Annotated in this window: 21 protein-coding genes and 1 tRNA gene; 9 read left to right on the plus strand and 13 right to left on the minus strand. The window is 66.6% G+C overall.

The genetic code is table 11. The annotated features are described in order from the left end of the window. Nucleotides 1-67: 67 nt before the first annotated feature. From ABQE93_RS11370 to ABQE93_RS11380, 3 genes are read left to right on the plus strand one after another with little or no spacing between them, the layout of a single operon-like run. Entirely contained in the window at nt 68-1126 is a 1059-nt protein-coding gene (locus ABQE93_RS11370; RefSeq protein ID WP_448408060.1) for a dihydrodipicolinate reductase, read from the plus strand. Between the two features lie 44 nt (nt 1127-1170). Beyond that, the gene (locus ABQE93_RS11375; RefSeq protein WP_448407885.1) at nt 1171-1755 is read left to right on the plus strand and encodes a TetR family transcriptional regulator; all 585 of its coding nucleotides are present in this window, start codon (nt 1171-1173) and stop codon (nt 1753-1755) included. Further along, the gene (locus ABQE93_RS11380) at nt 1752-2576 is read left to right on the plus strand and encodes a hypothetical protein (RefSeq protein ID WP_448407883.1); all 825 of its coding nucleotides are present in this window, start codon (nt 1752-1754) and stop codon (nt 2574-2576) included. The genes ABQE93_RS11375 and ABQE93_RS11380 overlap by 4 nt, the downstream gene beginning before the upstream one ends. Nucleotides 2577-2615: 39 nt before the next feature. On the opposite strand, the gene ABQE93_RS11385 is transcribed toward ABQE93_RS11380, so the two are convergent. The 5 genes from ABQE93_RS11385 to ABQE93_RS11405 form a co-directional block, all read right to left on the minus strand. Further along, nucleotides 2616-2688 (minus strand) — tRNA-Ala (locus ABQE93_RS11385). A gap of 63 nt (nt 2689-2751) precedes the next feature. Then, a complete protein-coding gene (gene sepX, locus ABQE93_RS11390; protein WP_448407882.1) occupies nt 2752-3732 on the minus strand; it encodes a divisome protein SepX/GlpR in 981 nt (326 codons plus the stop codon). Between the two features lie 218 nt (nt 3733-3950). Next, nucleotides 3951-4604 (minus strand): GNAT family N-acetyltransferase, encoded by a 654-nt coding sequence (locus ABQE93_RS11395; RefSeq protein ID WP_448407880.1) that lies wholly within the window; start codon nt 4602-4604, stop codon nt 3951-3953. 14 nt (nt 4605-4618) lie between these two features. After that, the gene (glp, locus tag ABQE93_RS11400; RefSeq protein ID WP_448407879.1) at nt 4619-5896 is read right to left on the minus strand and encodes a molybdotransferase-like divisome protein Glp; all 1278 of its coding nucleotides are present in this window, start codon (nt 5894-5896) and stop codon (nt 4619-4621) included. 67 nt (nt 5897-5963) lie between these two features. Next, nucleotides 5964-6875, minus strand: a complete 912-nt coding sequence (locus ABQE93_RS11405; protein ID WP_448407877.1) for a UTP--glucose-1-phosphate uridylyltransferase — start codon at nt 6873-6875, stop codon at nt 5964-5966. Between the two features lie 47 nt (nt 6876-6922). On the opposite strand from ABQE93_RS11405, the gene ABQE93_RS11410 reads away from it, so the two are divergent. The 4 genes from ABQE93_RS11410 (at nt 6923) to mscL (ending at nt 9250) form a co-directional block, all read left to right on the plus strand. Beyond that, nucleotides 6923-7546 (plus strand): 5-formyltetrahydrofolate cyclo-ligase, encoded by a 624-nt coding sequence (locus ABQE93_RS11410; RefSeq protein ID WP_448407876.1) that lies wholly within the window; start codon nt 6923-6925, stop codon nt 7544-7546. Nucleotides 7547-7628: 82 nt separating this feature from the next. Continuing rightward, on the plus strand, nt 7629-7961 hold the full coding sequence (locus ABQE93_RS11415; RefSeq protein ID WP_448408058.1) for an FmdB family zinc ribbon protein: 333 nt from the start codon (nt 7629-7631) through the stop codon (nt 7959-7961). Between the two features lie 69 nt (nt 7962-8030). After that, complete coding sequence (locus tag ABQE93_RS11420; protein ID WP_448407874.1) at nt 8031-8693, plus strand: SAF domain-containing protein; 663 nt, start codon at nt 8031-8033, stop codon at nt 8691-8693. A gap of 95 nt (nt 8694-8788) precedes the next feature. Then, nucleotides 8789-9250: a large-conductance mechanosensitive channel protein MscL gene (gene mscL, locus ABQE93_RS11425; RefSeq protein ID WP_448407872.1), complete on the plus strand. Its 462-nt coding sequence runs from the start codon at nt 8789-8791 to the stop codon at nt 9248-9250. Nucleotides 9251-9307: 57 nt separating this feature from the next. Here the strand turns inward: mscL and ABQE93_RS11430 are convergent, their stop codons facing one another. The 8 genes from ABQE93_RS11430 to rpmF all read right to left on the minus strand — a co-directional run bounded on the left by ABQE93_RS11430 (nt 9308) and on the right by rpmF (nt 16157). Beyond that, entirely contained in the window at nt 9308-9952 is a 645-nt protein-coding gene (locus ABQE93_RS11430; RefSeq protein ID WP_448407870.1) for a porin MspA, read from the minus strand. A 499-nt stretch (nt 9953-10451) separates the two neighbouring features. After that, the gene (locus tag ABQE93_RS11435) at nt 10452-11096 is read right to left on the minus strand and encodes a porin MspA (protein WP_448407868.1); all 645 of its coding nucleotides are present in this window, start codon (nt 11094-11096) and stop codon (nt 10452-10454) included. Nucleotides 11097-11476: 380 nt separating this feature from the next. Continuing rightward, a complete protein-coding gene (locus ABQE93_RS11440; protein ID WP_448407866.1) occupies nt 11477-11635 on the minus strand; it encodes a hypothetical protein in 159 nt (52 codons plus the stop codon). Nucleotides 11636-11693: 58 nt separating this feature from the next. Further along, on the minus strand, nt 11694-12239 hold the full coding sequence (locus tag ABQE93_RS11445; RefSeq protein WP_448408056.1) for a MogA/MoaB family molybdenum cofactor biosynthesis protein: 546 nt from the start codon (nt 12237-12239) through the stop codon (nt 11694-11696). A gap of 35 nt (nt 12240-12274) precedes the next feature. Beyond that, nucleotides 12275-13627 carry a S1C family serine protease gene (locus ABQE93_RS11450; RefSeq protein WP_448407864.1) on the minus strand — a complete coding sequence of 451 codons (1353 nt, stop codon included), beginning with the start codon at nt 13625-13627 and terminating at the stop codon, nt 12275-12277. A gap of 185 nt (nt 13628-13812) precedes the next feature. Next, nucleotides 13813-15243 carry a HAMP domain-containing sensor histidine kinase gene (locus tag ABQE93_RS11455; RefSeq protein ID WP_448407863.1) on the minus strand — a complete coding sequence of 477 codons (1431 nt, stop codon included), beginning with the start codon at nt 15241-15243 and terminating at the stop codon, nt 13813-13815. Beyond that, complete coding sequence (locus ABQE93_RS11460; protein WP_448393838.1) at nt 15243-15929, minus strand: response regulator transcription factor; 687 nt, start codon at nt 15927-15929, stop codon at nt 15243-15245. Before ABQE93_RS11460 ends, ABQE93_RS11455 begins: the two co-directional genes overlap by 1 nt. Nucleotides 15930-15983: 54 nt before the next feature. Then, nucleotides 15984-16157, minus strand: coding sequence for a 50S ribosomal protein L32 (rpmF, locus tag ABQE93_RS11465; protein WP_448393823.1), 174 nt, complete (start codon nt 16155-16157; stop codon nt 15984-15986). Nucleotides 16158-16348: 191 nt separating this feature from the next. Between rpmF and ABQE93_RS11470 the strand changes: the two genes are divergently transcribed. Both ABQE93_RS11470 and ABQE93_RS11475 read left to right on the plus strand, forming a co-directional pair. Beyond that, entirely contained in the window at nt 16349-18100 is a 1752-nt protein-coding gene (locus ABQE93_RS11470) for an acyclic terpene utilization AtuA family protein (protein WP_448438065.1), read from the plus strand. Beyond that, complete coding sequence (locus ABQE93_RS11475) at nt 18097-19287, plus strand: acyl-CoA dehydrogenase family protein (RefSeq protein WP_448407862.1); 1191 nt, start codon at nt 18097-18099, stop codon at nt 19285-19287. Before ABQE93_RS11470 ends, ABQE93_RS11475 begins: the two co-directional genes overlap by 4 nt. Nucleotides 19288-19308: the final 21 nt, after the last annotated feature.

Raw genomic sequence — 19308 nt, forward strand, 5'->3', positions numbered from 1 at the left:
GACGAAGGGAAGTTCTGTGAGCGCCATCCCGACCAGTAGACGCCGCGTGGTGCACGTCGGCACCGGAATGACCGGGAGCGTCGCACTCGGCGCGATCATCGACGACCCCGCGCTCGAGTTGATCGGGGTCAAGGTGTCCACGCCGACGAAGGTGGGCGTCGATGCCGGCCGACTGTGTGGTCGCCCCGACGTAGGCGTTACCGCCACCGACGACGTGGCAGCGGTTCTGAAGGCCGACCCCGAGTGCGTCGCCTACTGCGCGACGGCCGTCAGACGCGAAGACGAGGTGGTCGCCGACATCGTCGGCTACCTGCAAGCCGGAATCAACGTGGTCACCATTTCCGCGATCCCGATGGTGTATCCCCAAGCCGCCCCGGCGAATTGGCGTGAGCCGATCGAGCGCGCGGCTCGACAGGGCGGCGCCACGTTCTACGCGACCGGCTGCGAGCCCGGGTTCGTGAGCCTGAACATCCCCACCGCGCTGCTGACCGGTGCCGGCGTGGTCGACTCCTACCGCATGGACGAGTACGCCCTGGACCTCGACCTGGCCTATCCGATCTGGGAGGTTCTGCACGAGTCGATGGGTTTCGGAAAGCCAGACGGCCACATCCCGGTCCGCATCGCCGTCGGCAAGGTGAACAACGACTGGGAACCGGTCGTGCGCTACATCGCCGACATCCTCGGTGTCGACGTCGAGCGAGTGGCCCTGGACTGGGAGACGATCCTTGCCCCGCGCGACCTCGAGACCGCGCTCGGGGTGATTCCGGAGAACACCATCTGCGGCCACCGCTGGCAGCTTTCCGCCGTCCGCGAGGACCGTCCGGTCGTGTCGGTTCAGTACTTCGCGACGGTGACGTCGACTCCGTGGCCCGAAAGCTGGCCTGCCCCAGGTCAACCCGGGCAGGGTGGGATGGTGTTCCGCATCGAGGGCTCACCCAACATGACCCTCGACCTGCGGCTGGACCCGACGCCGGGCGATCCCACCAACCCCGGTGTCGCTGCGACGGCCATGGCGGCGGTCAACGTCATACCGGCAGTGATCGACGCGCCGCCGGGGCTGCTGCCCGCCCCTCTCGCCGGTCCGGCGATCGTCACCCGGCGCACCCGGTACCGCGCTATTCATTGACACCCGTCATTGACGGTCGTCAACGAACGGCGTAGCCTCCTCCCATGGCCTTGCGAAGCGCTTCAGGCGTCCGGGAGGTACGACGACTCGAAACGCGGGCACGGCTGTTCGAGGCCGCGTTGGCTGAAATCGCTCGGCACGGGTTGGCTGCCGCCGATGTCAGCGCCATTGCCGCGGCGGCCGGCGTGGCGAGGGGAACGTTCTACTTCCACTTCCCGACCAAGGAACACGTGCTCGTAGAGGTGGAACGCGCCGAGGAGATCCGGATCATCGATGAACTGGGCGACGCCGACGGCGATCTGGAATCTGTACTGGCACGGGTCGTGGAGCGCGTGCTTGACGCTGAACAGCGGTTGGGCGCAGTTGTTTTCCGCGACATGTTGGGTTTGCACTTCTCGGCGACACGTCCGGTGGAGGACGAGCTGGCGCGCCATCCGCTGGCCGAGTTTGTGATCGGCGTGGTTACGCGGACGCAAGACGCCGGCCAAGTGCGCACGGATGCGGACGCCGCCGAGCTCGGGATCTTTTTCCTGACAGGGCTTTTCGCGCTTTTGGCCACGGGAGCACACGATGCCGGGGTGTTACGTCGTTATGTGGCAACGATTGTCAACGGAATGGAGAGACGATGAAAACCTCAGGCATCGAAGGGTATCGGGAGTATCTGGCCAAGCGCGACGGCGAGGCTGACCTGCTCAATCGGCGGCTGGCGAACCGGGAGCAGTTCTTCCGCGAGTTGGAGACCAGCCCTGTGCGATCGGCCCATCCAGCCGACCGCGCGACCTTTCTGCGCAACCTGCGGCGTCGGCACCCCGAACCGGGTCTGGACGACAAGATGCTGTTTCTGCTGGCGACCGCGAAACTGAACCAGGCGGAACGGTTCGGCGTCGGGCTCGGCGAAACTTACGGGCGCAACAGCGATGAGAGCCTGCCGCCGGAAAATGTATACCTCGAACTCGAGGAGCATTACCACACCCGGTTGCTCGCATACGCGCTCGACGTTTTCGACCTGACGTTCCAGGTGGTGCCGCCGCCATTTCTGATGCGACAGTTCGTCAAGACGGGCGTGTTCATCCCGGAGCGGCTCAGCTTCATGTTCGTCGGAGCCGCGGAGATGGCCGGCTGCATCATGTTCGACGAACTCCGCCGGGTCGGGGTCCAACTGTTCGCCGACGAACCCGAAGTCGCCAATCGGATCGAACTGCTGTACAGCGAGATCCTCACCGACGAAATCGGCCATGTGGGGTATTGCGCGTCGCGGTGCACGGCGGCAGAGCGAGCGATGATGCGCCGGATCTACCCACTCATCGGTAAATTCTTCGCGCGCCAAACCGCAGAGATCAGCCTTCTCATCGACCCCTCGGCACTGCATGCTCGCCTCGACCGGCCGTTCAGGGTAGAGGAACTCACCGCAGGCCTGGACAACGAAACCTATCTCGTCACTCATCCATGACGGCATGAGCGCAGGCCGGTCTGACCTGATCAAACTCTGTGGAGCTAAGGGGAATCGAACCCCTGACCTACTCGATGCGAACGAGTCGCGCTACCAACTGCGCCATAGCCCCTGGTACCGATAGCAGGCTACCAGCCTGCCCGCGGCGCCCGAAAATCGGAAACGAAAGCCGACCCTACTGGCCGGCCGCCCGCGGCAGGTCGAACCCTCGAGCGAACGCCACGTACTCCAGGTGCTCGAAGTCGGGGTCCTCGTCGTCGATCTCCAGCACCACAGAACCCGGCCGCCGCAGCCGTGCCGGCACGACGTCGAACTCGCTGTCGAGGGTGTTCTCCACACCCAAGCGCGAGCGGGCGATCCGCTGGGCCCTGCGCCGCCGCAGCCGCTCCTCGATGCGGGTCTGACGGCGCAGATACCCCAGATACAGCACCGTCACGCCGCCGACCGCGCCACACAGCCACCACAACGACGGTGACAACGTCGCTGCCGCGATCGCTGAGACCACCAGCATCGCCGCCATCGCGGTCAGCATCCGCTTGCGGAACTTGTACTTGCGGGCACTGACCGCGGCGGCCGTCTTGGATTCGTGCCTGCGTCGCCTGGCCGCAGTCATCGAGTCGGCGAGCTGCAAATCGGTTTCCGAGGGCGCCTCGAGCCCCGAGGAATCGTCGACGTACTCGTACTCGTCGTCGGTGCCGTCGGCCTCCTCCTCGGCCGGCTCATCGAATTCCAGTGTCAGCTCACCGGTTTCGGCGTCGGGTTCTTCGTCCTCGGCCATTGCGGACTCGCCGACGGGCAGGGCGCCCTCCCCGATCACGTCCACATCGAGGTAGTCCGATTCTTCGTCGCGCTCGACCTCGACCACCGCCGCGCGCACCAGGGATCGTTCGGCGGGCTCTTCATCGTCCGCGTCGTCGAGGTCGTCGTCGAGATCGGTTTCGGCCGGTCGCCAGTCCGGATCGCTCGCATGGCCCGCCGCGACCCGCGGCCGTCGCAACAGCCGCGCGTTGCGGCTGCTGTTGAGCACCCGCGTCGCCAGTGCCACGTCGCTGGTCCGGCGCACGGCGTCCCGCTTGCTGATCAGCATCGGGACGAGAACGAACAACCAGAGGACGACGAGCGAGATCCACAGCAGAGATTGGGGGATGCTTGGCATTGCGCCTGCTCCTTTCCCCATCAGGCTAAGTCCGTGACCAGCGCATCCGTGGATGGCGCGCCGAGACAATTACACACCTGTAATTCACTGCTGACAAGCACCACCAGTCACAAATGTCACATTTGTAACAAGTTTGTGTCTCCGAAATCTGCGCCAGGGTCGCGATCCGGGCCGTTGCACAGCCCTCAGCGCAGAATCGACGCAACAGGGTAAACCCGCTACACCCAGGCCGCGCGGCCCCCGCGAACCAAGGTCGAGGATGCCGAACCGTTGATCTCCTCGACGGTGATGGCGACCAACAAGTGATCCCGCCACGCGCCATCGACGTCGAGGTAGCGCCGCAGCAGGCCCTCCTCGCGGAAACCGACCTTGGAAAGCACCGCGCGGCTGGCCGCGTTCTCCGGGCGCACCGTCGCCTCGACGCGATGCAATGCAACCTGTCCGAAGCAGTGATCGACACCTAACGCCAACGCGGCCGTCGCCACCCCGCCGCCGGTGACCGCACTGGCCACCCAGTACCCGATCCACGCTGACCGCAGCGCCCCGTGTGTCACGTTCCCGATCGTGAGCTGGCCGCAGAACTGGCCGTCGAGTTCGATCACGTAGGGCAGCATGCGGCCCTTACGCGCCTCCGCCCGCAATCCCGAACACACCGCCGGCCACGACGTAACGGCATGGCGCGCTTTCCAATCCATCCCGGTGGCGGGCTCCCACCGCTCCAAGTGCGCTTGGTCGGCCAGCCGAAGACGGCTCCACTGCGCCCCGTCGCGCAGCCGCACCGGCCGCAACCGCACCACGCCCGCCGGCACCCGAAGCGGACCGACGGGCAGCGGCCAACCGGGATGTAAGGAACTGGACCGCCAGAAGTTCACGTCGGCCGCGCTGATCAACCGCGTTGGGCCAGAAACGCGACGTCGACGATCTCGCCGGTACGGATCTGCTCGGCTTCGCTGGGCACGATCACCAGACAGTTCGCCTCGGCCAGGGTTGCCAGCAGATGCGACGATGCCCCCGGCGCGCCGCCGAGCGCCTGCACCAGGTACTCGCCGGTGTCCTGGTCGCGCATCAACTGCCCCCGCAGATAGCCCTTGCGGCCGACCACCGAGCTGATCGGCGACAGCGTGCGCGCCTGCACGATCCGTCGGTGCGCCTGGCGCTTGCCCAGCGACAACCGGATCAGTGGACGCACCATCACCTCGAACACCACCAACGCGCTGACCGGGTTGGCCGGCAGCAGAAACACCGGCACACCTTCGGCGCCCAGCTGGCCGAAACCCTGCACCGAACCGGGATGCATCGCGATGCGGGTGACTTCCATATCGCCCAACTCGGCGAGCACCGACCGGACCCCTTCGGCGGCGGCCCCACCGACAGCGCCCGCGATGACCAGCGCTTCTGAGCGGTTGAGTTGGCCCTCGACGACTTCCCGGAGTTTGGTGGGATCGGCGTCGACGATGCCGACACGGTTGACCTCCGCACCGGCATCGCGGCCCGCGGCAGCCAACGCATAGGAGTTCACGTCGTACACCTGACCGTTTCCGGGCGTCCGGGAGATGTCGACCAGTTCGCCGCCGACGCACATCACCGACAGCCGCGGTCGAGGGTGCACCAGCACGCGTTCGCGCCCGACCGCGGCCAGCAGGCCGACCTGTGCGGGCCCGATGATCGTGCCGGCCCGCACGGCGACGTCACCGGGCTGCACGTCGTCGCCGGTACGACGGACATACGCCCCGGATCGCACGCCGCGCAGTACGGTCACCCGCGAGTCGCCGCCGTCGGTCCAGCGCAGCGGCAGCACCGCGTCGGCCAGCGTGGGCATGGGCGCACCGGTCTGCACGCGCGCGGCCTGACGCGGCTGCAAGCGGCTGGGCGTGCGCGCGCCGGCCTCGATCAAACCCATTACCGGCAGGCTGATCTCCCGATCGACCGGGCCGCCGTCAGCGTCATCGTCGTCATCGGAGTCGTCGGAGTCCACCCCGAGAACATCCACGCTGCGGACCGCGTAACCGTCGATGGCCGCCTGGTCGAAGCCGGGCAGCGGACGCTCGGTGACCACCTCCTCGGCGCACATCAGACCTTGGGCCTCTGCGATCGCCACCCGGACCGGCCGGGGAGCCACCGCGGCGGACGCTACCCGAGCCTGCTGCTCCTCCACCGAACGCACAACACGCCTTTCTGCCTTGCGGGGCTATCCCCCAATGTCGCCGACCCGGCGGCCGCGGCGTGTGGTTCTACTGTGCGGTCAAGCCCAGTCGCTCTGCCAACCATCGCCGCAATTCAGGCCCGTAGTCGTCGCGCTCCAATGCAAAGTCAACCGCAGCCTTGAGGTAGCCGCCGGGATTTCCCAGGTCGTGTCGAGAGCCGCGGTGCACGACCACGTGCACGGGATGTCCTTCATCGATCAACAACGCGATCGCGTCGGTCAGCTGGATCTCGCCGCCGGCCCCCGGCGAAACGCGGTTGATCGCATCGAAAATCGCGCGGTCCAGAATGTATCGGCCCGCGGCGGCATACGGCGACGGCGCGTCCTCGGCCTTGGGTTTCTCCACCATGCCCTTGACCCGTAGGACATCGGGGTTGTCGGCGTCCGGAACGGTTTCGACGTCGAACACGCCGTAGGCGCTGATGTCCTCGCCCGGGACCTCGATCGCGCAGAGCACCGAGCCGCCGCGCTTGCTTCGGACCTTCGACATGGTCTCGAGCACGCCGCTGGGCACCACCAGATCATCGGGCAGCAGCACCGCCACCGCGTCCTCGTCGGGCCCCAGCGTGTCTTCGACGCAGCCCACCGCGTGGCCGAGACCGAGCGGTTCGGCCTGCACCACCGACTCGACCTTGATCAGCGCCGGTGCGCGACGCACCTTCTCCAACATCGATTGCTTACCGCGCGCCTCCAGCGTGCCCTCGAGGACCAGGTCCTCGACGAAGTGGGCGACCACGCTGTCCTTGCCTTCGGAGGTGATGATCACCAACCGTTCGGCGCCGGCCTCCGCCGCCTCAGCGGCGACCAGCTCGATGCCCGGAGTGTCCACCACCGGCAACAACTCTTTGGGCACCGTCTTCGTCGCAGGCAGGAACCGGGTCCCCAACCCGGCTGCTGGAACCACCGCCGTAAGCGGTATCGATGCCGATCCCCGTGTCATCGTTCACACATTAACCTCCCTGGTTTGGTTTAACCTCCCAAGGTTCGATGTTTGAAGGCGGTGCGGTGAGCGTGACGAAAACCGAGTTGCGTGCCGCGATCCTTTCGGCCCGTCGGGCGTTGCCGCCGCAGGAGCACGACGCCGACGCACACGCCTTGGTGACGCATCTCTCCGCGCTGGTGGCCGGCGGCGAAACCGTTTGTGCCTATGTGCCTGTCGGCTCCGAGCCGGGTTCTTCGGAGCTCATCGATTCGCTGCAGCGACGCGGGGTCGAGGTGCTGCTTCCGGTGGCGCGGCACGACGCCGCCGGCATCCCGCTGCCACTGCAGTGGGGCCGGTACCGGCCAGGCGAGTTGGTCGACGCACGGTTCGGGTTGCGCGAACCGGCTCAGCCGTGGCTGGGCGCCGAAGCGGTGGCCGGTGTGTCGACGATCCTGGTGCCTGCGCTTGCCGTCGACCGGACCGGCGTACGGCTGGGCCGCGGCGCGGGGTTCTACGACCGGTCGCTGCGCCTGGCCGGCCGCGATACCCAGATGATCGCCGTGGTGCGCGACGAAGAGCTACTCGACGAATTGCCTGCTGAGCCGCACGACGTGCCGATGACCCACGCGTTGACGCCGCGACGCGGTCTGGTCGCGCTCGGCCGTGCGCTGGTCGATGAGCGGGAATGACCGGGAATGACCCAGCCCACGTAGCGGTTCTAGCACTTGACGCGCTAGAGTGCTAAGTAGTTTGACCACCTCGGAGGTTCGCGTGCCCACCTACTCTTATGCATGCACTGAATGCGGCGATCGGTTCGACGCCGTGCAGTCCTTCAGCGACTCCGCACTGACCACGTGCAGCAAGTGCAACGGCCGGCTGCGCAAGCTGTTCGGCAACGTGGGCGTGGTCTTCAAAGGCAGCGGTTTCTATCGCACCGACAACCGCGAGCCGGCCAAGAGTTCCTCCAACGGCTCCTCGAGTAGCTCCACGAGTTCGTCGGCCGGCTCCACAAGCTCCTCGTCGGAGAAGTCCAGTTCCAGCAGCGACTCGAGTTCGAGCTCTTCCTCGTCGAGTTCGGCTCCGGCTGCAGCGGCTTCGAGCTAACGCGCACAGTTATCCACAGGCGGGCTTTTGCCCGGCCCATCGTGGTCGCCTGCTGCCTAGTTTGGCGGTATGGGGGAATCTCTGAACCCGTCGGCGCTGAGCCGGCTCCAACAGGCGCTGCGCCCTGACTGGACCCGCACACTGGCGGCCCGTCGGGCCGCGGCCGGTGTGCTCGTCGTGCTGGCCGCCGTCGCGGCCCTGCGTCCCGACCCCGACGACCACCGCGCCGACATCGTCGTCGCCGCGCACGATCTGACCCCGGGCATGAAGCTCAGCGCCGATGACGTCAAGATCGAATCCCGCTCTGCCACAATGGTTCCGGACGGCGCACACGCGGATCTGGGCGCCGTCATCGGAGCGACGTTGGCCGGTCCGGCCCGGCGCGGTGAAGCGCTCACCGACGTTCGGCTGTTGGGTCCGCGCCTTGCCGAATCTGCGGTGGGCCCCGATGCGCGGATCGTGCCGTTACACCTCGACGACCCGGCGCTCCTGGACCTCGTGCGCCCGGGCGACGTCGTCGACGTGCTCACGGCCGGCGCAGAACCGACGATCTCCGCTGATGCCAAACCCAGCGTGGTCGCCCGAGATGCCGTCGTCGTGGTGGTATCCGAGAAGCCAACGGGGGCAGGAAGTGGCGGGGATCGGGTGGTGCTGGTCGCCCTGCCGGCGCATGCGGCAAGCGACGTGGCGGCGGCGACGCTGGTCTCGGCGGTCACGCTGACCTTCCATTGATCGCGTGGCGTGGCTCGCGTCCGATTCGCCGTCAACGCAGCACCATCGGACTACCGTGTCTGTCAGCTAACACACACTGCTGGGAGGGATCGGCCATGTTGAAGGGGTTCAAGGAATTTCTCGCCCGCGGCAACATCGTTGACCTGTCGGTCGCGGTGGTCATCGGCACCGCGTTCACGGCACTGGTCACGAGGTTCACCGACAGCATCATCCAACCGTTGATCAACCGCATCGGCGCGGACGGTGAATCCGATTACGGCATTCTGCGCATCGGCATCGGCGGCGGGGAGTCCATCGATCTCAACATCCTGTTGTCCGGGTTGATCAACTTCATCCTGGTCGCCGCGGTGGTGTATTTCCTCGTCGTGGTGCCCTACAACAGGCTGCGCAGGAAGGGCGAAGTCGAACAGGCCCAGGACACCGAACTCTCGCTACTGACCGAGATCCGCAACCTTCTCGCCGAAACCAACGGTTCCTCCTCCGGCAAGCATGTCAGTGGCCCGGGCACCGGGCCCAGCCCCGATACCGCGAAGACCACAAGCGCCGACAAGTCCTGAGCCGCAACACAAACGGCCCCCTGGATGGTTCGGGGGCCGTTTCGTGTTGAGACTTTCTCAGTTCATGTTCCAGGGTTCACCGTAGGTGGTGACGCTGTCACCGGCCGAGGAGATCAACCGGGCGAACGGACGCAACAGCACCCCACCGGCCGCACCCGTGACCGTGCCGTGCGCATTGGACACCGCCACACCGCCTTCAGCGCCCTTGACGTCCACCGAGAACGTCGCGACCTCCTGGATGCCCGGGCCGTTGCCCAGATCCGCGCTGATCGACGCACCGGGGAACAGGTTCGGCGTCGTGATGAAGTTGTCGAGGAAGAAGCCAGAGTTCGGAATCGGCAGCGGCGCCTGGTCGAACAGGATGTTGGGCGTGGTGTAGCTGAAGTTGATACCCACGCCAAGCGACCACGGGAACCCGATCTGATAGCCGAGTTCGAGCGTGCCTTCGAACTCGTCAGCGTCCGGGCCGTCCACGATGTACTTGGCCCGGCCCGAATGGAACCACTCACGCGTGAGGCGGTTGCGGTCCAACGGGAACACACCGTTGAGGAACGTGTCCCACTGCTGAATCGTCAGCGTGCGATCCTGACCATCAACCAGGCTCAGCTCGTTATCCAGACCCGCGTGAGAAGTGCCTGTACTCACGAACAAAGACGCGACGGCCGCAACCAACGCGATCAGCACCCGACTGATTGCCTTCATGATCTCCCTAGCTGTGTCGACGCGGGGCCCGGCTGGCCCAGCGTGTGTTGTCCGCGCCCCGAGGAGCGCCATGCGAAGCGGATGAGAGACGCCACATGCTGCGCTTACGTTGTGCTCATCGTTGACGAGAGGAACATAACGGGCCGGTGGTCAACCGGCAACGCGAACAGAATCCGACTCGCTGGCGTGCGCGAACCCCAATGTCGATCGGTCGTCGAGTTCCGTTCATCTCGACGACGATGCGTAATTGCCATCTCGCAACCATTCGAGCCAGAACTGCACTTGAGGGGACGTTGGCGCCGCATCGGCCGGTGATCGTGCGCACAACCGGAAACTTCGCACCGCCCGCACGTGTCAGCGCGGCTTGTGATCAAGACCACTTAGGCCCCCTATTCTTGTTCACCGAGAAGCAATTTCCCCGACAACTGCACGTAACCAGAAACGGCCCCCGGAGTGACTCGGGGGCCGCTTGCTATGTCTGGGAGAATCTTCGCTTGCGTCAGTTCATGTTCCAGGGTTCGCCGTAGGTGGTGACGCTGTCACCGGCCGAGGAGATCAACCGGGCGAACGGACGCAACAGCACCCCACCGGCCGCACCGGTCACCGTGCCGTGCGCATTGGACACCGCCACACCGCCTTCAGCGCCCTTGACGTCCACCGAGAACGTCGCGACCTCCTGGATGCCCGGGCCGTTGCCCAGATCCGCGCTGATCGACGCACCGGGGAACAGGTTCGGCGTGGTGATGAAGTTGTCCAACTCGAAGCCAGAGTTCGGAATCGGCAGCGGCGCCTGGTCGAACAGGATGTTGGGCGTGGTGTAGCTGAAGTTGATACCCACGCCAAGTGACCACGGGAACCCGATCTGATAACCCAACTCGAGCGTGCCCTGGAACTTGTTGGCGTTCGGTCCGTCCACGATGTACTTGGCCCGGCCCGAATGGAACCACTCACGCGTGAGGCGGTTGCGGTCCAACGGGAACACACCGTTGAGGAACGTGTCCCACTGCTGAATCGTCAGTGTCCGATCCTGACCATCAACCAGGCTTAACTCGTTGTCCAGGCCGGCATGAGAAGTGCCTGTACTCACGAACAGAGACGCGACGGCCGTAATCAACACGACCAGCACCCGACTGATTGCCCTCATGATCTCCCTAGCTGTGTCGACGCCGGACCCCGCCCGTCGTGCGTTGTCCCGTTCATGCCTGGCCGTACCGCTTAACCACACACGACTCAGAAGCCTCATGCGAAGCAAATGAGAAACCCCACACGCGGCTCTTACGTTGTGCTCATCCTTAACAGGAGGAACATAACGGTCGGTTGATTACCCCGGCAACCAGTGATCGTTTCTACTGTGACGCGTGTTACTGGCCCCCGATTAGCCCTGCCGTATACGCCACCGATCGCTACCGGCGCGCGGTGCCTAGCTTAGGGCCCCCACGGACCGATCCGGCCGTACCCCCTCGAAGGGGCGCCTAGCCGCCGCGACCACCAGGTACCGATCGGTGGCTGGCTCGAGGTTACTAATCACTCGTGGTGAGGGGGCACGTTTTGCCGCAACCAACGCTCACGCGCAGCGTCTTCGGTCCTGGCGGAAATGTCGTCCTCGTCGGTCTCCCTCGACGGCAAAGCGTCGCCGAAGATCTTGTCGATCGCCCCGCGCGGGGGTTTGGGCGCATCTTCCATCGAGGTTCTCCCCTGTGATAAAGATCACATTAGCTGCGCGTCCGGCCTGACGGCTACGTTAAATCTCCAGGCTGGAGAGCTGGCTGATGATCTGGATCGCCAGCGGACTCAGCGTCGCCATTCCGTCGCGAACCGCCGCCCGGGAGCCGGCGATGTTGACCACCAGCGTGCTGCCGGAGACTCCCGCGAGGCCGCGCGACACGCCGGCTTCGACGATGCCTGCCGACAACCCCGAGGCGCGCAGCGCTTCGGAGATGCCGAGAAGTTCGCGGTCCAGGATTTCGCGAGTCGCTTCGGGCGTGACGTCGCGCGGCGTGACCCCGGTGCCGCCGACCGACACCACCAGGTCGACTCCACCGATCACCGCCGTGTTCAACGCGTTGCGAATCTCGACCTCGTCGGCGGACACCACGACAACGCCGTCGACGACGAAGCCGGCCTCACCGAGCAGCTCGGTCACCAGCGGACCGCTGTGGTCCTCTTCGTCGCCGTGTGCGGTGCGGTCGTCGACGACGACGATCAGCGCACGACCCACCAACTCACCTGGCTGTTCCATGAGTGCAACCGTATATGCGGGTCGCGACATCGGCGCGGCCACTCTCAGGGTGCCGCCGCCCTGGCCCGTGTTAATCGTGGTCATCACTGTTGCGCCTTGCCTAGCGTGACCTGCACCGTCTGCGGCTTACCCGAGCCGTCCAGATACGTCAGCGTCACCTGTTCACCTGGCGCCTTGGAACGCACGGCGGCCACCAGCGCGTCGGCGCTGTTGATGACCCGGGCGTCGACCCTGGTGACCACGACCCCGCTCGGCAGCCCGGCCGCTTGCGCCGCCCCGCCCGCGGTGACCTCGACGATGCGGGCTCCGTCGACGGTGGCGTCGCTGGTGACCTGCACACCGAGCGAGGCGTGCGAGGCCGAACCGTTCTTGATCAACTCGTCGGCGATGCGCTTTGCCTGGTCCACGGGGATGGCGAAGCCGAGCCCGATCGACCCGCTGGATGCCTGCGGTCCGGCGTCACCGCCCAGGGTGGCGATCGCCGAGTTCACGCCGACCAGTTCACCGTTCATGTTGACCAGCGCGCCGCCGGAGTTGCCCGGGTTGATGGCCGCATCGGTTTGGATCGCGTCGAGCACGGTGTTCTGGTTGCGTATGTCGCCGCCGGCGGCGACGGGCCGGTTCAGCGCGCTGATGATGCCGGTTGTCACCGTGCCCTCGAGACCGAGCGGTGACCCGATGGCCACCACGTCCTGGCCTACCCGCAGGTCCCCCGAGGACCCGATCGTGATGGGTGTCAGTCCGGACGCACCCTCGGCACGTACGACGGCGATATCGCTGCTCGGGTCGGTTCCGATGACGCTGAACGACGTGGTCTGTCCGTCGGAGAACGTCACCTTGGTCACCGCATCGCCGGGACCGCCGCGAGGCGTTGGTCCGGCAGCGGCCGAGATGACGTGGTTGTTGGTCAGGATCAGCCCGTCTGGCGACAAGACGATCCCGGAGCCCTCCTCGGACTGGCGGCCGAGGTCTACCTCCAACTTGACGACGCTGGGCACCACCTTGGCCGCGACCTGTTCGACGGAGCCGGCGGGCAGGCTGGCGGCCGGCACGGTGGGCGCCGCACCCGTCACCGACGACGTCGCCGCCGGGCGGTCTGGTTGTGCCAGCAATGCGACCCCACCGCCGACACCGGCAGAGACCATTGCCAGCGCAAGAGCGCCCACGGTCAAAGCACCGGCGCGGGAAGGCTTTTGGGGAGGCGGCCCCGACGGACCACCGCCCATCGGCTGCGGTGCGCCCCGGTAGGGGTCGTAGGGCGCGCGAAACGGCGCGTGTTGCTGCTGTTGCTGCTGGGTCGCATAGCGCCAGTCGTATGGCTGCTGATAGTGGCCCGGGCGCTGCGCACCGGGGTACCCCGGCGCCGCGTTCTCATGGCCGCCGGGCCGACGACCCGACTGCGGTGGCGGCGACGAATACCTCGGGTGGTTTGTCATAGCGCTGCGGTGCTCTTCTTTCTGCCAGTCGGCGTACATGCGTCGTTAGGACAACGGTCAAACCACGTCAAACGTGCCCAAGTGGGCTGAGAATCCACTTAGAGAACCTTCGGGACATGCTCTGAGTTGTTTTCCCCTGGACGCGCCCACTAATCATCGGCGACATCGGGCCGGGCACGCCGACGTCAGCGCGGCGTGTCGGTCACCGCCACGGGGCTGCCGGGCAAAACGACGTGCATGGCGGTGCCCGGCGGCTGCCCGCCGGGCACGGCGTCCTCCACCCACAACGTGCCGCCGTGTTTGACGACAATCTGCTTGACGATCGCCAACCCCAGCCCCGAACCCGGCATTGCACGCGCCTGCGCCGACCGGAAGAACCGCTCGTATACCAATTGCCGTTCCTGCGGCGGAATCCCCGGGCCTTCGTCGGACACCACCAACTCGGCGTGCACCGGATCGATCTGAGACATCCGCACCCCGACACGTCCGTCGGGCGGGCTCCATTTCGCGGCGTTGTCGAGAAGGTTGAGCACCGCGCGGGCCAGACCGGCGCCGTCCCCGTATACCTGCCACGGTGCGACATCCACGTCGAACTCAATATCATTGCGGCGGCGGCGAACTCGCTCGAGGGAACGGTCGATGACCTCGGACATGTCGACCGGTTCGTGGATGACCACACCTGCGTCGTCGCGGGTCAGGTCCACCAGATCACCTACTAGCGTGGACAATTCCTGAATCTGGGCGATCACGTCCGCGCGCAGCCCGGCCATCTCTTCGTCAGGTAATCGTGGTGCGCCCGGTTCCATCGACGCCATCAGCAGTTCCACGTTGGTGCGCAGTGACGTCAGCGGTGTGCGCAGTTCGTGTCCGGCGTCTGTGACCAACCGGGCCTGCTGGTCCCGCGACTCTGCAAGGGCGCGCAACATCATGTTGAAAGCTTCGGTGAGCCTGGCCAGTTCGTCGCTGCCGACGACGGGGATCGGCCGTAGGTCGTCGGTGCGGGCCACCCGTTCGGCCGCCTCGGTCAGCCGCGCCACCGGGCGCAGACCCGCGCGGGCGACCGCGCCGCCGGCCATGGCGGCCACCACCACACCGATGCCGCCGACGATCGACAACACCGTGCCCAGCCGTTTGAGCACCTGCGCGGTGGGGGCCATGCTCTTCGAGATCAGCAACGAGCTGTCGTTGGACAGCCGCATCGCCAGCACCCGTTGGTGGTTGGCGGTGCGCAAGGACATGATCAAGTCGCCGCGCAGCACCGCCTTCTCGGGCTCGCCGAGCGGCAGCGTCTCACCGCGTTGGTTGGCGGTGTAGATGGCCCGGCCGGGGATCACCAGCATCGCGTTCACGTCGGAGTAGGCGGTGCCCTCGATCGCTTTGCTCGGATCGACTTGCAGCGAGCCGCTTTCGATCAACAGCCGGGCCCGGCTGCGCAGTTGGTTGTCGACGTCGTCGTAGAGCGCCTGGGAGACCACCGCCCAGACCGCGACGGCCATCAAGACCACCACCATCGCGACCATCGACATGGCGAGCAACATCACCCGCCAGCGCAGGGATACGGATTTGGTGGTCGGCGCCCCCGGCGGCGGTCGAAATCCGTAGTTCGGGACGGACATCAGGGCGGGGTCTCGCGCAGCACATAACCCACCCCGCGCACGGTGTGGATCAGTCGCGGCTCTCCTTCGGCCTCTGTTTTCCGGCGGAGGTATCCGACATACACCTCCAGGGCGTTTCCGGACGTCGGGAAGTCGAAGCCCCACACTTCCTCGAGGATGCGGCTGCGGGTCAGCACCCGGCGCGGGTTCGCGATGAGCATCTCGAGCAACGCGAACTCGGTGCGCGTCAGGCTGATCTCGCGCTGCCCGCGGGTGACCTCGCGGGTGGCTGGGTCCAGAGACAGGTCCGAGAACGTCAACGCGGGTGAGTCTTCGCCGTCGTCGGAGGAGGTGCGCCGCAGCAAGGCACGCATGCGGGCGAGCAACTCCTCGAGGGCGAATGGTTTGGGCAGGTAATCGTCGGCGCCGGCGTCGAGTCCGGCCACCCGCTCCGATACCGAGTCGCGCGCGGTCAACACCAGGATCGGCAGATCGTCGCCGGTGCTGCGCAGCTGACGGCACACCTCCAGGCCGTCGAGGCGCGGCATCATCACATCCAGCACCAGGGCGTCGGGCCGGTTGTTGGTGATCAGTTCGAGGGCTTCGACACCGTCTTGAGCCAGCTCGACCGAGTATCCGTTGAACGAAAGCGAGCGGCGCAGGGATTCGCGCACCGCGCGATCGTCGTCGACGACAAGTATGCGCACAGCCACAGTGTCATCTCCCTATCTGAGAGTGACCTGAGAGGCGCGCCGGAACAACTACCTGCGGTCGAGGTCGATCAATCCGAGCCGAGCGGCCTTGAGCAGCCGGCGGGGCACCTTGTGCTCGCGGCCCGAGACCGTGACGCTGACCAGTTCGGGGCGCTTGGCCTTCCACTGCGAGCGGCGGCTACGGGTGTTTGCGCGCGACACTCTGCGCTTGGGCACAGCCATGATCGAAGTCTCCTCGTGAGGGGGTCACCGGCCGGGCCGGAAGTTCCAAGTTGCGTCGCAGGAAAGGTCCCGCGTCGACAATCGCCCTTCAGGATAGCCCCCGTGCTGCGTAGCCTCCAAAATTGCGGGACCTTGACGCGTCGGCGCTGGTACTCGCTAACCTACCGGTTGGTTGGCACGCCGGTTACGCGATGGGAGGCCTGGTGACTGGTCCGGTCCGTATCGGCAACTGCTCCGGGTTCTACGGCGATCGGCTCTCGGCCATGCGCGAGATGCTCACCGGCGGCGATCTGGACTACCTCACCGGCGACTACCTGGCCGAGCTGACCATGTTGATTCTCGCCCGCGACCGTGCCAAGACGCCCGATCGCGGCTATGCCAAGACGTTTCTCAAGCAACTCGAAGACTGTCTGGGCCTGGCGCTGGACCGGGGCGTGCGCATCGTCGCCAACGCGGGCGGGCTCAACCCCGCGGGCCTGGCCGACGCGGTGCGCGGGCTCGCCGAAAGGCTGGGGTTTACGGTGAACGTCGCCCACGTGGAGGGCGACGACCTGCTGGCACGGGCCGACGAACTCGGCTTCGGAGCCGCGTCGGCGGCGACATCAGACACAGGCTCGGCGCTGGCCGCCAACGCCTACCTCGGAGCGTGGGGCATCGTCGAGTGCTTGAACGCCGGCGCCGACGTCGTCGTCACCGGCCGGGTGACCGACGCGTCCGTGATCGTCGGGCCCGCCGCCGCGCATCACGGGTGGAAGCGCACCGACTACGACCGGCTCGCCGGTGCGATCGCGGCCGGCCATGTGATCGAGTGCGGCGCGCAGGCCACCGGCGGCAACTACGCGTTCTTCGCTCGCGAGTTTCCCGATCCCACGGCTTTAATGCACCCGGGGTTTCCGCTCGCCGAGATCGACCCCGACGGGTCGTCGGTCATCACCAAACACCCGGGCACCGGCGGCGCGGTCACCGTCGACACCGTCGCCGCACAGTTCCTCTACGAGATCTCCGGCGCGCGCTACGCCAACCCGGATGCCACGCTTCGGGTCGACACCGTCGAGCTGTCCACCGAGGGCCCCGACCGGGTGCGCATCAGCGGGGTCCGTGGTGAGCCGCCGCCGCCGACGCTGAAGGTGTCGCTCAACAGCATCGGCGGGTTCCGCAACGAGATGACGTTGGTGCTGACCGGGCTGGACATCGAGGCCAAGGCCGAGCTGGTGCGCAGGCAGCTGGAGAGCAGCATCTCGGTCAAACCCGCGCAGATGCAGTGGACCCTGGCGCGCACCGACCGTGCGGACGCCGACACCGAGGAGACCGCCAGCGCACTGCTGCGGTGCGTGGTGCGCGATCCGGATCCCGCCAACGTCGGACGCAAGTTCTCCTCGGCCGCAGTCGAACTCGCGTTGTCCAGCTATCCGGGCTTTCACGCCACCAGCCCGCCGGGCGACGGTCAGGTCTACGGGGTGTTTCGGCCGGCGTACGTCCCGGCCGACGAGGTGCCGCACGTGGCCGTGCACGCCGACCGCACCCGTGTCGACATCGCGCCGGCCACCGAGGTTGCGGAGTTGACGCCCGTCGCGCCGCCGGCCCTGCCCGAGCCGCTGGCTTCCGGGAAGACCCGGCGGGTGCCGCTCGGCACGATCGCCGGGGCTCGCAGCGGCGACAAGGGCGGCAGCGCCAACGTGGGCGTGTGGGTGCGGACCGACCCGCAGTGGCGTTGGCTGGTGCACACCCTGACCGTGGACAAACTGCGCGAATTGCTTCCGGAGACCGCCGAATTGCCCGTCACCAGGCATGTGCTGCCCAATCTGCGCGCAGTCAACTTCGTCATCGACGACATCCTCGGCGAGGGCGTGGCTTATCAGGCGCGCTTCGACCCGCAGGCCAAAGGCCTCGGGGAATGGCTGCGCAGCCGCAGTGTCGACATACCCGAGGAGCTGTTGGCGTGAGCATCTGGCACACCCCCGAACGCGAAGCTCTGCGAAAGTCGGTGCGCGCGTTCGCCGAACGCGAGATCCTGCCGCATGTCGACGAGTGGGAGCGCGGCGGGGAGCTGCCCCGGGACCTGCACCGCGCAGCCGGTGAGGCCGGGCTGCTCGGCGCAGGGTTTCCCGAGGCCGTCGGCGGGGGCGGCGGTGACGGTGCGGACGCGGTGATCATCTGCGAGGAGATGCACCAGGCGGGTTGTCCCGGCGGGGTGTTCGCGTCGCTGTTCACCTGCGGAATCTCGGTACCGCACATGATCGCCTCCGACGATCAGCGGTTGATCGACACCTACGTGCGGCCCACCCTTGCCGGCGAGCTGATCGGTAGCCTCGCGATCACCGAACCCGGCGGCGGCTCCGACGTCGGGCATCTGACCACGCGCGCCGAGAAAGACGGCGACGACTACATCGTCAACGGCGCCAAGACCTACATCACCTCGGGCGTGCGGGCAGACTACGTCGTCACCGCGGTACGCACGGGCGGGCCTGGTGCGGCGGGTATTTCGCTGATCGTCGTGGATAAAGACGGACCGGGCTGCTCGCCTGGTCTGCAAGTCACCCGCAAACTCGACAAGATGGGCTGGCGGTCCTCGGACACCGCCGAGTTGTCCTACACCGATGTGCGGGTGCCCGCGGCGAACCTCGTCGGCGCCGAGAACTCCGGCTTTCTGCAGATCGCCGGGGCGTTCGTCGCCGAACGGGTCGGGCTGGCCGCGCAGGCCTACGCCAGCGCGCAACGCTGCCTCGACCTGACCGTGCAGTGGTGCCGCGACCGCGAGACGTTCGGCAGACCGCTGATCTCTCGCCAGCAGGTGCAGAACACGTTGGCGGAGATGGCGCGTCGCATCGACGTGGCGCGGGTGTACACCCATCACGTGGTGGAGCGGCAGCTTGCCGGAGCCGCGGAGCCGGCGACATCGAACCCAGGTGAGTCGAATTTGATCGCCGAGGTGTGTTTCGCCAAGAACACCGCCGTGGAGGCCGGCGAATGGGTGGCCAACCAGGCGGTGCAGTTGTTCGGCGGCATGGGCTATATGGCCGAATCCGAGGTCGAACGCCAGTACCGCGATATGCGCATCCTCGGAATCGGCGGGGGCACCACCGAAATCCTCACCGCGCTGGCGGCCAAGACGTTGGGATATCAGTCATGAGCCACCGAACAACGCCATCCG

The organism is Mycolicibacterium sp. XJ662, from assembly GCF_053484035.1.

What these genes read in the sequence shown, in the direction of transcription:
- ABQE93_RS11370 (WP_448408060.1), top strand. Translation starts at nt 68, where the DNA reads ATGACCGGGAGCGTCGCACTCGGCGCGATCATCGACGACCCCGCGCTC.
- ABQE93_RS11375 (WP_448407885.1), top strand. Translation starts at nt 1,171, where the DNA reads ATGGCCTTGCGAAGCGCTTCAGGCGTCCGGGAGGTACGACGACTCGAA.
- ABQE93_RS11380 (WP_448407883.1), top strand. Translation starts at nt 1,752, where the DNA reads ATGAAAACCTCAGGCATCGAAGGGTATCGGGAGTATCTGGCCAAGCGC.
- sepX (WP_448407882.1), bottom strand. Translation starts at nt 3,732, where the DNA reads ATGCCAAGCATCCCCCAATCTCTGCTGTGGATCTCGCTCGTCGTCCTC.
- ABQE93_RS11405 (WP_448407877.1), bottom strand. Translation starts at nt 6,875, where the DNA reads ATGACACGGGGATCGGCATCGATACCGCTTACGGCGGTGGTTCCAGCA.
- ABQE93_RS11410 (WP_448407876.1), top strand. Translation starts at nt 6,923, where the DNA reads ATGTTTGAAGGCGGTGCGGTGAGCGTGACGAAAACCGAGTTGCGTGCC.
- ABQE93_RS11420 (WP_448407874.1), top strand. Translation starts at nt 8,031, where the DNA reads ATGGGGGAATCTCTGAACCCGTCGGCGCTGAGCCGGCTCCAACAGGCG.
- mscL (WP_448407872.1), top strand. Translation starts at nt 8,789, where the DNA reads ATGTTGAAGGGGTTCAAGGAATTTCTCGCCCGCGGCAACATCGTTGAC.
- ABQE93_RS11430 (WP_448407870.1), bottom strand. Translation starts at nt 9,952, where the DNA reads ATGAAGGCAATCAGTCGGGTGCTGATCGCGTTGGTTGCGGCCGTCGCG.
- ABQE93_RS11435 (WP_448407868.1), bottom strand. Translation starts at nt 11,096, where the DNA reads ATGAGGGCAATCAGTCGGGTGCTGGTCGTGTTGATTACGGCCGTCGCG.
- ABQE93_RS11440 (WP_448407866.1), bottom strand. Translation starts at nt 11,635, where the DNA reads ATGGAAGATGCGCCCAAACCCCCGCGCGGGGCGATCGACAAGATCTTC.
- ABQE93_RS11450 (WP_448407864.1), bottom strand. Translation starts at nt 13,627, where the DNA reads ATGACAAACCACCCGAGGTATTCGTCGCCGCCACCGCAGTCGGGTCGT.
- ABQE93_RS11455 (WP_448407863.1), bottom strand. Translation starts at nt 15,243, where the DNA reads ATGTCCGTCCCGAACTACGGATTTCGACCGCCGCCGGGGGCGCCGACC.
- rpmF (WP_448393823.1), bottom strand. Translation starts at nt 16,157, where the DNA reads ATGGCTGTGCCCAAGCGCAGAGTGTCGCGCGCAAACACCCGTAGCCGC.
- ABQE93_RS11470 (WP_448438065.1), top strand. Translation starts at nt 16,349, where the DNA reads ATGGGAGGCCTGGTGACTGGTCCGGTCCGTATCGGCAACTGCTCCGGG.